Origin of the sequence: Inquilinus limosus (assembly GCF_051487185.1) — a bacterium.
Taxonomy (GTDB): Bacteria; Pseudomonadota; Alphaproteobacteria; order DSM-16000; family Inquilinaceae; genus Inquilinus; species Inquilinus limosus_F.
This window is the reverse complement of record NZ_JAHVDK010000015.1, coordinates 74,809-86,562: the sequence shown is the minus strand read 5'-3', so window position 1 is coordinate 86,562 and position 11,754 is coordinate 74,809. Positions and strand designations below refer to the sequence as shown.

Here is an 11,754-nt window from a genome sequence, read left to right as displayed (position 1 = left end):
GATCTCGTCGTGCATGGACCGGAAAGAGATTCCCGCTTTCGCGGGAATGACGTTGAAAGACGAGGTGGGGGAGACCTGGAGAGAAGGTCTCACCCCCACGGCCCGCCGGCCTGGGCCATGCCCGCCATCTGCCGCAGGGCGGCGACGCGGTTCGCGGTCGAGGGGTGTGTCGAGAACAGGCTGTCGACCGCATGGGCGTGGAGCGGATTGATGATGAACATATGGGCGGTGGCGGGGTTCCGCTCCGCCGCACCGTAGTCGATCCGCTTGGCAAAGGCTTCGATCTTTTCCAGCGCCGAGGCCAGCCACAGCGGCCGCCCGCAGATTTCGGCCCCGATCCGGTCGGCCTCGTATTCCCGCGAGCGGCTGATCGCCATCTGCACCAGCATGGCGGCGATCGGCGCCAGCACCACGGTCAGGATCACGCCGATGAAGCCGAGCGGGTTGTTGCGGTTGTCGCCGCCGCCGAAGAACAGGCCGAAATTGGCCAGCATCGACAGCGCGCCGGCGATGGTCGCGGTGATCGTCATGATCAGCGTGTCGCGGTTGCGGACATGCGCCAGCTCATGCGCCATCACGCCCGCCACCTCCTCCGCCGATAGCCGGCGCAGGAGGCCGGTGGTGGCGGCGACCGCGGCGTTCTGCGGGTTGCGGCCGGTGGCGAAGGCGTTCGGCTGGTCCGCGTCGATCAGATAGACCCGCGGCATCGGCAGCCGCGCCTGTTCCGCCAGCTGGGCGATGAGGTTGTAGAAGTCGGGCGCGGTGCGGGCGTCGACCTCATGCGCATTGTGCATGCGCAGCACCATCTTGTCGGCGTTCCAGTAGGCGAACAGGTTCATGCCCAGCGCCACCAGAAGCGCGATCATCATTCCGCCCTGCCCGCCCAGCAGCCAGCCCGCCGCCATGAACAGCGCGGTGAGGGCCGCCAGCAGCATCGCCGTGCGGATGTAGCCCGACATCGGTTCCTCCGTAGTCTCGTCCCGGATGAAATGGCCCCGGCGCCGCTTCGATCAAGCCTGGACTCGGCGGCGGGACCTCGCCATATCGGGAGGATGAGCGAGACCGAGACCACCACCGCCAGGCCCCTGTCGCCCCAGGAGTTGGCCGAGCGCATAGACCCGCGCACTGGCGCGCCGGTCGAGATCGTGCCGCAGAAGCCCGGCGAGATCGGCGGCCCGAAGGGCCCGGAGCCGACCCGCTACGGCGACTGGGACGTGAACGGCCGCTGCTCGGATTTCTGACGACTCCTAGGCTGCCGGCAGCGTCACGGTCGAGCGGAACTTCGCGGCCAGGTGAGGGCCGGACAGGACCGGCGGGTATCTGGGCGTCTCGCCCGGCGCGAGGCAGGTCGGCAGGCAGGCGATCTCCGCATCCCAGTTCGGCTGGTGGAAGAAGGCGATCGACTGGCGCCGGGTCGAGCCCGCCGCATCCGGCGGCGGGTTGACGACGCGGTGCAGGGTCGACCGCCAGCGGTCGTTGGTCCAGCGCGCCATCAGGTCACCGAGATTGATCACGAAGCCGCCCGGCACGGTCGGCACAGCGTGCCAGGCGCCATCTGGCCCCAGCACCTCGAGTCCGCCCGGCGCGTCCTGCGGCAGCAGGATGGTGAGCGAGCCGTAGTCGGTGTGGGCGCCGGCGCGGAGCTGCCCCGGCTGCGGCGGCACCGGCTGGTCCGGGTAGTTGAGCAGGCGCAGCGCGCTGATCGCCCGGTCGATCCGATCGTCGAAGAAGCTCTCCGTCAGGCCGAGACCCAGGGCGAAGAGGCGCATCAGCCGGCCGGCCAGGCCGGACAGTTCCCGGTAATAGGTCAGCATGGCGTCGCGAAAGGCGGGCGGCTCGGCCGGCCAGAGATTGGCAGCCCAGGCGAAGGCGACCGCCTCCTCCGAGTCCGGCGGCGGCACCAGGTCGGCCGGGCCGATCGAGAAGCTCTCCTTCAGGTCCGGCGGCCGCCGGTCGCCGAGCGACCGCGCCAGACTCTCCCCCGCCACCGGCGAATAGCCGTAGGGATAGCCGGGGCGCGGCATCACCACAGTCCGCTTCGCCGCCTCGGGCAGGTCGAAGAATGCGCGGGCCGCGGCCCAGGCCCGGCCGATGACCGTAGCCGGCACGCCGTGGCCGGTCACCACCAGGAAGCCGACCCGCTCGCAGGCCGCCGCCACCGCCGCGGACACCTGCCGCCGTCCCGCCTCTCCCGCCGCCGCGGGCGCCAGATCGATCACCGGCACCAGGCTCATTCGGTCCTCCCCTTTCCCGTCCGGCGCCATCTCACGACGCTGCGCGGCCGCGGTCAAAGCCCGTTCGCGCCTTGCCAGCGGCGGGACGTAAGGTTATTGCCGGATCGGCGGGATCGCCCCGGCCAGGGAGGATGCATGATCACCACCCGGCTTCATCGCCGCACCCTGCTCCGCGCCGCCGGATCGGCCGCGCTGTTGGCCGGGCTGCCAACCGCGGCGCGCGACGCCGCGGCGCAGCAGCAGGGGCTGGCCCTCGGCCCGGCGGCGCCCTTCTCCTACGAGGCGCTGGTTGCCCGGGCCCAGGCCCTGGCGGCGCAGCCCTACCAGCCGCCCTATAAGCCGGCGCCGGACATCGTCCGGGCGATCGACTACGATGCCCACGGCCAGATCAGGTTCAAGACCGACCTCGCCCCCTTCGCCGACGGCAGCGGTGCCTATCCGGCCAGCTTCTTCCATCTCGGCCGCTATTTCGGCGACTCGGTCCAGATGTATCTGGTCGGCGGCGGCAGCGCCCGCGAGATCCTGTACCAGCCGGGCTATTTCGACATGCCGGCGGACAGCCCGGCCCGCAGGCTGCCGGCCGATTCCGGCTTCGCCGGCTTCCGCCTGCAGGAATGGCGCGGGCGCGACGACTGGCGCACCCAGGACTGGGTCGCCTTCCTCGGCGCCTCCTATTTCCGGGCGATCGGCGCGCTCGGCCAGTACGGGCTGTCGGCGCGCGGCGTCGCGGTCGATGTCTTCGCCCCCGGCAAGCCGGAGGAGTTCCCGATCTTCACCCAGTTCTTCATCGCCGAGGCGCCGGACCCGGCGCAGCCGGCGGTGGTCTGCGCCGTGCTGGACGGGCCCAGCATCAGCGGCGCCTACCGCTTCACGCTGCACCGGGCCGAGGGCGTGGTGATGGAGGTCGAGGCGTCGCTGTTCCTGCGCAAGCCGGTGTTCCGCCTGGGCCTGACGCCGCTGACCTCGATGTTCTGGTACGGCGAATACGGCCGCGGCCGGACGCTGGACTGGCGGCCGGAGGTGCATGATTCGGACGGCCTGGCGATCTGGACCGCCGATGGCGAGCGGGTCTGGCGCCCGCTGAACAACCCGCGCGCGATCACGGTGTCGAGCTTCGCCGGCGAAAACCCGCGCGGCTTCGGCCTGCTGCAGCGCGACCGCAACTTCGACCACTATCTCGACGGCGTGTTCTACGACCGGCGCCCGAGCCTGTGGGTCGAGCCGCTGCAGCCCTTCGGCCGCGGCGCGATCCAGCTGGTCGAGATCCCGACCGACGACGAGATCCACGACAACATCGTCGCCTTCTGGGTGCCGGAGGGCGATGCGGCGGCCGCCGACCGCCACGATCTGAAGTACCGGCTGCACTGGCTGGCGGACGAGCCCTATCCCGACCAGGACATCGCCCGCACCATCGCCACCCGGATCGGCCGCGGCGGCGAGCCGGGCAAGCCGCGTCCGCCCGGCATCTACAAGATCGCCGCCGAGTTCGACAACCCGGCGGTGATGCGCCGGATCCCCTACGGCGTGTTCCCGGAGGTGGTGGCGACCGCCTCGCGCGGCACCATCCAGCGGCCGTTCAGCGAGCCGGTGCCGAACGGCAATGTCTGGCGCGCCGCCTTCGATCTCGCGGTCGACGGCGGCGATCCGGTCGAGCTGCGGATGTTCCTGCGCCTGGACGGCAAGCCGCTGACCGAGACCTGGCTGTATCAGCTCGACCCTGAACCGCCCCCAGCCTGAGGCGGCGCCGGCGGTCAGTTGCGGGCGGCCTCGCGCGCCGCTTCCGCCAGCTGCCGGCGCAGCCAGGCATGGGCCGGGTCGTCCTGCCGCCGCTCGTGCCAGATCATCGACACGGTGAGAGGTCCGATCTCCAGCGGCAGCTCCAGAATCTCGATCGGCGCCGTGGCGGCGACGCGGCGCGCCAATCGGCGCGGCAGCGACAGGATCATGTCGCTCTCCGCCACCAGCATCGGCGCGGCGATGAAATGCGGCAGCCGCATCGCCACCCGCCGGGTCAGCCCGTGCCGGGCCAGCGCCACGTCGACCGGCGCCTCGCCCCGGCCGGTGACGATCACCAGCAGATGCGACAGGCCGGCGAAGCGTTCCAGCGTCAGCCCCTCCGCGACCACGGGATGGCCACGGCGGACCGCGCAGACCAGGTCCTCGTCGTAGAGCGCCCGGCGGAAGAATCCGGCCGGCAGAGTGTCATAGACGCCGAGCGCCAGATCGGCGGCATCCGCGGCGATCAGCTCCACATGGTCGCCGGCCAGGGGCGGGATCTCCAGATCGAGCCCCGGCGCCAGGCGCGACAGCCGTGACACCAGGGCGGGCATCACGAGCAGGGTCGTGTAGTCGACGCCCGCGATGGTGACGCGGCCGCGCGCCGTCGCCGGGTCGAAGTCCGCCGGCGCCACGATCGCTCGGGCGCTCTCCAACAGCCGCGCCACCGGTTCGGCCAGGGCAGCGGCCCGCGGCGTCAGCTCCAGCCCCTTCGGCGTCCGGACCACGATCCGGTCGGCCAGCAGGCGGCGCAACCGGCCGAGAGCCCGGCTGGCGGCCGGCTGGCTGAGGCCGAGCCGCAGCCCGGCCCGGGTGACGCTGCGCTCCCGCAGCAGCGCGTCGAGCAGCTTCAGGAGGTTGAGGTCGACTCCAGCCAGATCCACTTCGTGCATGGAGAAGATCATACCCATGCATTTTCGATATGGCGACCCTCGCCGCATCTCCTCAGCACCGACCCGATCGTGGGCGGGCCAATGCAGGAGAAAGCCATGTTTGTCGTCGCCGGTGTGAGCGGGAACACGGGGGCTGCAGCCGCCCGGGCCCTGATCGAGGCGGGAGAGCCCGTCCGCGTCGTCGTTCGCGACGCTGCCAAGGCCGGCCCCTGGGTGCAGCAGGGTGCCGAGGTCGCGATCGCCGATCTCCGCGACGCCGGAACTCTGACCGCCGCCCTCTCCGGCGCCCGCGGCGCCTATCTGCTGAACCCGCCCGGCTATGGGGCGGAGGATCCCTTCGGCGACGCCGCGGCCGTGGCGGACGCGATCGCCGAGGCGGCCGTCGCCGCCCGCCTGCCGAGGCTCGTGGTCCTGTCCTCGGTCGGCTCGGACCGGCCGAGCGGAACCGGGATGATCGCCACCAACCGGACGCTCGAACAGCGGCTGGCCGGGATCGGCCTGCCGGCGACCTTCATCCGCGCCGCCTATTTCATGGAGAACTGGGCCGAGGTGGCCGGCCTCGCCGCCGCCGAAGGCGTGCTGCCGAGCCTGCTGGCGCCGCTCGACCGGGCGATTCCGATGGTGGCCACCGCCGATATCGGCCGCGTCGCCGCGGAGGTCCTGCGCGAGGGCTGGGCCGGTCACCGCACGATCGCCCTGGAGGGACCCGCCGCGGTGTCGCCGAACGATGTCGCCGCCGCCTTCGGCCGGGCGCTCGGCAAGCCCGTGCAGGCCGTCGCCGTCCCGGAAGCGGGCTGGCCCGAGGCCCTGTCGCAGAGCGGCTTCTCGGCGCGCACGCTGGCCGGCTTCATCGAGATGATGCGCGGCATCAACAGCGGCCATATCGACTTCGCCAGCGATCCGGCCGCCGAACGACGCCAGGGCCGGACATCGATCGACACGGTCGTCGCCGCGCTGGGCCGGGCCTGAGCCCAGGGCGAGGGGTCTCGGCCCCTCGCCGCCGCCGACAAGGCGTACAGGCAGAAGATGTCGCGAGACCCGCGCGGAGCGAATTCCTGCGTCGAAGATGTCGGGCCTTTTCGACGCCGCATTACCGGCGCAGGCTATGAGCCTGCCCAGGAATGCCGCCGAAAGCCCCGTCATGTTCCGCTTCTTCGAGGCCCGCGTGTCCCCGACCGCCAGGGGCATGCCTGGCCAGCCACCGGCCAAGCTGCTGCGCTTCTACTGGTTCTTTCTGCGCCAGGTGCGCTGGTACTACCTGGCGCTGCTGGCCGTCGGCCTCGCCGTCGCGCTGCTCGATTCGCTGATCCCGGTCTTCATCGGCCGGGTGGTCACGCTGCTCAGCACCACCGCGCCCGAGTCGCTGCTGGCGGAGCACTGGCCGCTGCTGGCGGGCATGGCGGCGGTGATCCTGCTGGGTCGGCCGGCCGTCCTGTTCCTGCAGGCGCTGGTGATCAACCAGATCATCGCCTGCGGCTTCACCAACCTGATCCGGTGGCAGAGCCACTGGCACATCGTGCGGCAGAGCTGGACCTTCTTCCAGAACGACTTCGCCGGCCGCATCGCCAACCGGGTGATGCAGACCGGGGTGGCGCTGCGCGAGAGCACGGTGATGTCGATCGCCGCGGTCTGGTACCTCACGGTCTACGGCACCAGCGCGCTGGTGTTGATGGCCAGCGCCGATCTGTGGCTGGCGCTGCCGGCCGTCGGCTGGTTTGCGATCTATATCGGCCTGCTCAGCTATTTCGTGCCGCGGCTGAAGCAGCGCTCGCTCGAGATGTCGGAGGCGCGGTCGCTGCTGACCGGCCGGATCGTCGACAGCTACACCAACATCCTGACAGTGAAGCTGTTCGCCCGGGCGAGGGAGGAGGACGACTACGTCCGCGAGGCGGTGGACGGCCACACCACGATTTTCCGCGGCCAGCTGCGGCTGATCACCCTGTTCAACCTGTGCCTGTCCACCACCAACGCCCTCTTGGTGGTGTCGACCGCCACCATCGCCATCCTGTTGTGGCGCCAGGGGATGGTGGCGCTAGGCGCCGTGGCCATGGTGCTGCCGCTGACCTGGCAGATCGTCAACATGGCCGGCTGGGTGGCGCAGCAGGTGACTACGATCTTCGAGAATATCGGCGTGGTGCAGGAGGGCATGATCTCGATCGCCAAGCCGCTGCGCCTGGTCGACAAGCCGGACGCCAAGCGGCTGAAGGTGACCAAGGGCGCAATCCGCTTCGACCATGTCAGCTTCAACTACGGCCGGCCGGGCGGGGTGATCGAGAATCTGAACCTCGACATCCGCCCCGGCGAGAAGATCGGCCTGGTCGGCCGCTCCGGCGCCGGCAAGTCGACCCTGGTCAACCTGCTGCTGCGCTTCTTCGACCTGGAGCGCGGCCGCATCCTGATCGACGGCCAGGACATCGCCGGGGTGACGCAGGAGAGCCTGCGCGAGCAGATCTCGGTCGTCACACAAGACACCTCGCTGCTGCACCGCTCGATCTTCGAGAACCTGAACTACGGCCGGCCCTCGGCGACACATGAGGAGGTGATCGCGGCGGCGAAGCAGGCGCACGCCCACGACTTCATCCTCGACCTCGAGGACTGGCGCGGCCGGCGCGGCTATGAGGCCCATGTCGGCGAGCGCGGGGTGAAGCTGTCCGGCGGCCAGCGCCAGCGCATCGCCATCGCCCGCGTGGTGCTGAAGAACGCGCCGATCCTGGTGCTGGACGAGGCGACCTCGGCGCTCGATTCCGAGGTCGAGGCGGCGATCCAGGAGCAGCTCGAGAGCCTGATGCAGGGCAAAACTGTGATCGCCATCGCCCACCGCCTGTCGACCATCGCCCGCATGGACCGGCTGGTGATCCTCGACCGCGGCCGCATCGTCGAGGTCGGCTCGCATGACGAGCTGCTGAAGGCCAACGGCCACTACGCCGCCCTGTGGCGCCGCCAGTCCGGCGGCTTCCTGGGCGAGGAGGAGCAGGCGGCGGAGTAGGCGCCCTGATCAGGCCGCTTCGGTAATGTCGAGGCGAACGGTCAGCCCGGCCCGGCCCGCGAGATTGATGAGCGCGTCCAGGCTGAAATTGTTGATCCGGCCGCGCAGAAGGTCGTTCAGGCGGGGCTGCGTGATCTGAAGCCGGCGGGCAGCTTCGGCCTGAGTGACGTTCCAGCTCTGCACCCGCTGGCGGAGCGCAATCAGCAGATCGGACCGCATCGTCATATTCGCGGCCTCGGCCGGTGTGTCCTCCAACGCATCCCACACGTTCTCGAAGCTCTGACGTTCCATAACCAGCCTCATCAAATCTGCCGGAACCGTGCGGCAGCCAAATCCAGGTCCTTCTTTGCGGTTTGCTGCGTCTTCTTCTGGAACGCGTGGAGCACGTAGACCGCATCGCCCCGCTTCACTAAGTAGATCACCCGAAATGCTCCGGCCTTGTCCCGAATCCGGACTTCCCGAACACCGAGGCCGATCGTCTTCATCGGTTTCCAGTCCGAGGGGTCCAACCCAAGCTGGATCTGACGCAGTTCGACACCGGCCTCGCGCCGCGCCGTCTCGGGAAACTCCCGAATGCGATCCAGCGAGTCTCCCAGGAAGACAATCGGCGTGACCAATTTGACCTCAATTATATCAGAATTTGTATAAGCAATGATAGTCGGTCGCGAACAATCTTACCTCGCCGCCGCTTTCTCCGCCTCCTCCGCCGGCAGCACCTCGACCGTGGCGGTCATGCCCGAGGCCAGCAGCACGCCGTCGGGGACCTGGTCGATGGCGATCCGGACCGGGATGCGCTGGGCCAGGCGGACCCAGCTGAAGGTCGGGTTCACGTCGACGATCTGGTAGGTGGAATTGATCGCCACCTCGCGGTCGGCGATGGCGCGGTCGATGCTCTCGACATGGCCCTGAAGCGGCGTCGACACGCCCATCAGCCGGATCTCGACCTTGTCATCCGGCCGGATGCGCGGGATCTTCGTCTCCTCGAAATAGCCGCGGAGATGGAAGCTGTCGGCGTCGACGATCGCCATCACCTGCTTGCCCGCGGTGGCATAGGCGCCCTGCCGCAGGATCAGGGTCGAGACGTAGCCGTTGACCGGCGACCGCACCGTCGTCCGCTCCAGGTCCAGCTTGGCCGTCGCCAGCGCCGCCTCGTCCTGCTCCACCGCCGCGCGTGCCGCCTGGGCTGCGGCCTCGGCCTGCTGCCGGGCCTCGATCGAGATCGCGTTGCTGCCGAGCCTGGCGCGGCGCTCAGCCTCCAGCACCAGCTCCTCGGTCTGCGCCCGCTGGCTGTCGAGCGCCGCCTGGGCCCGCTGCACCGCCAGGGCGTAGCGGTCGGGGTCGATCACGAACAGCACGTCGCCCTTCTGCACCCGCTGGTTGTTGACCACGCGCAGGTCGTCGACGACGCCGGAGACATCGGGCGCCACCTGCACGATCTCGGCCGCCACCCGGGCGTCCCGGGTCCAGGGGCTGTCGATGTAGTACTGCCACAGCAGCACCCCGGCGACGGCGGCGCCGGCCGCCACGACCAGGGTGATGAGGATTCGGAGCGCGAGGGTTGCGAGTTTCATGGTCGTCTTCTTCCCCTCACATCGTCAGCACGACGAGGGTGGTCAGGATGATCAGCAGCAGCGACAGGTCGAACAGCGCCGGATGCCAGATCCAGCGATAGGCGCCGATCCGGCCGAGGCCGAAGCGCAGGATGCCGGTGAGCGCCAGCGCGGCCACGAAGTAGCCGAGCATCGGCGACAGATAGACGCCGGCGAGGTCGATTTCCTTGATCATGTCGGCACAGTCAGGTCCTGGATCAGCGGCGGGCCGCCGGGTTGCGGCAGGGCGAAGAATTCGGCGTGGTGCTCGAGCGCGATGCGGATCGCGGCGACGGAGATCTGGGCCGCGACGACATCGGCCTCCGGCTCGCATGCCCGCAGCGCCGCCTCGGCCCAGACCAGCGCCGCCATCGCGTCCCGGCCGCTGTTTCCCGGCCGACGCCAGGCGCGGGCGAAATGGCGGGCTACGCCCGCCAGCGCCGCCGTCACCGCCTCCCCCGCCGGGGCCGGCAGCCGGCCGTCGAGCCGGCGCAGCAGCAGGGTGTTGTGGCCGACGCGCAGGCTGGCGAGGCTGCCCTGCAGGATCGGGCGGTCGCCGGGCGACGCCTGGTCCAGACGCAGGAACAGGCCGTTGATCCGGTCGAACATGCGGCTCGCGAACTCGTCCGGCTGCGGCGACGCGCCGGCGGCCAGGCTGGCCAGGTCGTCCATGATCCCGGTGACCAGCCGGCGCGCCGCCCATTGCGTGCCGAGCGGCCGCAGGAGGCGGAACAGCGCCACGGCGATGGCGATCCCGACCAGCACGGCGAGGGCGTTGTTCACATAGGCGGCGAAGTCGAGCGAGGGCGCGCTGCCGAGCGACAGCAGGAACAGGAAGTTGACCACCAGCGGCACCGCCGCCAGCCCGACCCGCGGCGCCGAGATCAGCATCCCGGCCGGGATCAGGTAGAGCGCGAGCGCGGCGGCCAGCATGAAGAAGCCGTCGAGCCGCGGCAGCACCAGCGTGACGTAGATCAGGCTGAGCACCACCGCGACCGCCGTCATCTTGAGGAAGCCGAGCGCCGCCACCGCCGGCTCGTCCGCGGCCGAGAAGAAGCCGCAGGCGATCACGATCATGGTCGCGGCCGAGGCGCCGTTGCTCCAGCCCGTCTCGATCCAGAAGATGCATCCGATGGCGAGGGTGAGGAAGGCGGTGAAGCCGGCGATCAGGGCGACCGCCTGGTCGCGGTGCCGGCGGATCGACGGCGCCGGGCCCATGCGGCGCGGCCGCGTGCCGGCGGCGATGTGGTCGCGCAGATCCAGGCACTCGCCGCGCAGCGACAGCAGGTCCTGCAGCCGGTCCAGCAGGATGCGCACGATCATCGCCGGACCGCCCTGCCGCACCTCCTCGGCGCCGGGCTGCAGCGACTCGATCAGCCGGCGGGCGGCGGCGATGCTTTCCTCGTCCTTCGGCTGGGCCGGGCCGAGCGCGCGGTCCATGATCCGCGCCACCGCCTCGAAGGCCGGCGCGATCGCCTGCCAGCGCACCGGGTCCTGGCGGCGCAGCAGCCAGGCCCGGTCCTGCACCGACACCAGCACGGCCAGGAACATGAACAGCCGGCCCTGCAGCTGGCGGATCACGTCGTTCGCCAGGCGGATCGCCCTTGTGTCGAAGACGGCGTGGGAGCGCAGCGTCTCCAGCGCCACCGCATCGGCGATCAGCCGGGCGCGGTCGGCCTGGCCCGGCGCCTCCTCCCCCTGGCCGCGCAGGATGTCGACCGACCATTTCGCGGTCGCCGCCAGAACCGCCTCGATCCGGTCCTGCAGGATCGGGCCGACCGGCCGCGGCAGGATGATGGCGCTGAGCAGCCCGGCGCAGCCGATGCCGATCAGGATCTCGGTGCAGCGGGTCACCGTGGTGTCGAACACCGTGGTCGGCGCCGTGATCACCGGGAAGCCGATGATCGCCGCGGTGTAGCCGGCCAGCATCGGCGCATAGGCCGCGGGCGCGTCGCGCAGCAGGACGGAGATATAGATGCAAACCCCAAACCACAGCGCGGCAGCCAGCACGAACAGCTCGCGCGCCTGGGCGAACAGGCCGATGAAGAGCAGCGTGGCGAGGCCGCCGGCCAGGGTGCCGAGCACGCGGTAGACGCTCTTCGACAGCATCATCCCGGTCAGCGGCTGCGACACGATGTAGACGGTCAGCACCGCCGTGCCGGGCGAGGACAGGTTGAGGCGCAGCGAGATCCAGGCGGCGAGCATCGCGGCGCAGAAGGTGCGCAGCGAGAAGACGCCGTCGCGCCAAGTCGGCCAGTCCATGCGTCCCCCGAGGG

12 protein-coding genes are annotated in these 11,754 nt (G+C 70.4%); 4 read left to right on the top strand and 8 right to left on the bottom strand.

Going from position 1 to position 11,754, the window contains the following annotated elements:
* Window positions 1-89: 89 nt before the first annotated feature.
* A complete protein-coding gene (htpX, locus tag KXR53_RS18390; RefSeq protein ID WP_437376700.1) occupies window positions 90-959 on the bottom strand; it encodes a zinc metalloprotease HtpX in 870 nt (289 codons plus the stop codon).
* 93 nt (window positions 960-1,052) lie between these two features.
* Here htpX and KXR53_RS18385 point away from each other — a divergent pair, with 93 nt between their 5' ends.
* The gene (locus tag KXR53_RS18385) at window positions 1,053-1,241 is read left to right on the top strand and encodes a DUF1674 domain-containing protein (RefSeq protein WP_437376699.1); all 189 of its coding nucleotides are present in this window, start codon (window positions 1,053-1,055) and stop codon (window positions 1,239-1,241) included.
* A 6-nt stretch (window positions 1,242-1,247) separates the two neighbouring features.
* Here KXR53_RS18385 and KXR53_RS18380 read toward each other — a convergent pair whose 3' ends face one another.
* The gene (locus tag KXR53_RS18380) at window positions 1,248-2,234 is read right to left on the bottom strand and encodes an isopenicillin N synthase family dioxygenase (RefSeq protein WP_437376698.1); all 987 of its coding nucleotides are present in this window, start codon (window positions 2,232-2,234) and stop codon (window positions 1,248-1,250) included.
* 135 nt (window positions 2,235-2,369) lie between these two features.
* Between KXR53_RS18380 and KXR53_RS18375 the strand changes: the two genes are divergently transcribed.
* Window positions 2,370-3,971, top strand: coding sequence for a glucan biosynthesis protein (locus tag KXR53_RS18375; RefSeq protein WP_437376697.1), 1,602 nt, complete (start codon window positions 2,370-2,372; stop codon window positions 3,969-3,971).
* Window positions 3,972-3,985: 14 nt separating this feature from the next.
* Here KXR53_RS18375 and KXR53_RS18370 read toward each other — a convergent pair whose 3' ends face one another.
* A complete protein-coding gene (locus KXR53_RS18370) occupies window positions 3,986-4,903 on the bottom strand; it encodes a LysR family transcriptional regulator (protein WP_437376696.1) in 918 nt (305 codons plus the stop codon).
* Window positions 4,904-4,999: 96 nt separating this feature from the next.
* Between KXR53_RS18370 and KXR53_RS18365 the strand changes: the two genes are divergently transcribed.
* A complete protein-coding gene (locus KXR53_RS18365) occupies window positions 5,000-5,872 on the top strand; it encodes an NmrA family NAD(P)-binding protein (RefSeq protein WP_437376695.1) in 873 nt (290 codons plus the stop codon).
* A gap of 136 nt (window positions 5,873-6,008) precedes the next feature.
* Entirely contained in the window at window positions 6,009-7,889 is a 1,881-nt protein-coding gene (locus KXR53_RS18360; protein ID WP_437376694.1) for an ABC transporter ATP-binding protein, read from the top strand.
* A 9-nt stretch (window positions 7,890-7,898) separates the two neighbouring features.
* Here the strand turns inward: KXR53_RS18360 and KXR53_RS18355 are convergent, their stop codons facing one another.
* Genes KXR53_RS18355 through KXR53_RS18335 form a run of 5 tightly spaced genes read right to left on the bottom strand, consistent with a single transcriptional unit; the run spans window position 7,899 to window position 11,740 of the window.
* A complete protein-coding gene (locus KXR53_RS18355; protein ID WP_437376693.1) occupies window positions 7,899-8,180 on the bottom strand; it encodes a helix-turn-helix domain-containing protein in 282 nt (93 codons plus the stop codon).
* Between the two features lie 11 nt (window positions 8,181-8,191).
* Window positions 8,192-8,506, bottom strand: a complete 315-nt coding sequence (locus tag KXR53_RS18350; protein WP_437376692.1) for a type II toxin-antitoxin system RelE/ParE family toxin — start codon at window positions 8,504-8,506, stop codon at window positions 8,192-8,194.
* A 57-nt stretch (window positions 8,507-8,563) separates the two neighbouring features.
* The gene (locus KXR53_RS18345) at window positions 8,564-9,460 is read right to left on the bottom strand and encodes an efflux RND transporter periplasmic adaptor subunit (RefSeq protein WP_437376691.1); all 897 of its coding nucleotides are present in this window, start codon (window positions 9,458-9,460) and stop codon (window positions 8,564-8,566) included.
* Between the two features lie 16 nt (window positions 9,461-9,476).
* Entirely contained in the window at window positions 9,477-9,674 is a 198-nt protein-coding gene (locus KXR53_RS18340; RefSeq protein ID WP_437376690.1) for a DUF1656 domain-containing protein, read from the bottom strand.
* A complete protein-coding gene (locus tag KXR53_RS18335; protein ID WP_437376689.1) occupies window positions 9,671-11,740 on the bottom strand; it encodes an FUSC family protein in 2,070 nt (689 codons plus the stop codon). Before KXR53_RS18335 ends, KXR53_RS18340 begins: the two co-directional genes overlap by 4 nt.
* Window positions 11,741-11,754 lie beyond the last annotated feature (14 nt).

What these genes read in the sequence shown, in the direction of transcription:
- htpX (WP_437376700.1), bottom strand. Translation starts at nt 959, where the DNA reads ATGTCGGGCTACATCCGCACGGCGATGCTGCTGGCGGCCCTCACCGCG.
- KXR53_RS18385 (WP_437376699.1), top strand. Translation starts at nt 1,053, where the DNA reads ATGAGCGAGACCGAGACCACCACCGCCAGGCCCCTGTCGCCCCAGGAG.
- KXR53_RS18380 (WP_437376698.1), bottom strand. Translation starts at nt 2,234, where the DNA reads ATGAGCCTGGTGCCGGTGATCGATCTGGCGCCCGCGGCGGCGGGAGAG.
- KXR53_RS18375 (WP_437376697.1), top strand. Translation starts at nt 2,370, where the DNA reads ATGATCACCACCCGGCTTCATCGCCGCACCCTGCTCCGCGCCGCCGGA.
- KXR53_RS18370 (WP_437376696.1), bottom strand. Translation starts at nt 4,903, where the DNA reads ATGCACGAAGTGGATCTGGCTGGAGTCGACCTCAACCTCCTGAAGCTG.
- KXR53_RS18365 (WP_437376695.1), top strand. Translation starts at nt 5,000, where the DNA reads ATGTTTGTCGTCGCCGGTGTGAGCGGGAACACGGGGGCTGCAGCCGCC.
- KXR53_RS18360 (WP_437376694.1), top strand. Translation starts at nt 6,009, where the DNA reads ATGAGCCTGCCCAGGAATGCCGCCGAAAGCCCCGTCATGTTCCGCTTC.
- KXR53_RS18355 (WP_437376693.1), bottom strand. Translation starts at nt 8,180, where the DNA reads ATGGAACGTCAGAGCTTCGAGAACGTGTGGGATGCGTTGGAGGACACA.
- KXR53_RS18345 (WP_437376691.1), bottom strand. Translation starts at nt 9,460, where the DNA reads ATGAAACTCGCAACCCTCGCGCTCCGAATCCTCATCACCCTGGTCGTG.
- KXR53_RS18340 (WP_437376690.1), bottom strand. Translation starts at nt 9,674, where the DNA reads ATGATCAAGGAAATCGACCTCGCCGGCGTCTATCTGTCGCCGATGCTC.
- KXR53_RS18335 (WP_437376689.1), bottom strand. Translation starts at nt 11,740, where the DNA reads ATGGACTGGCCGACTTGGCGCGACGGCGTCTTCTCGCTGCGCACCTTC.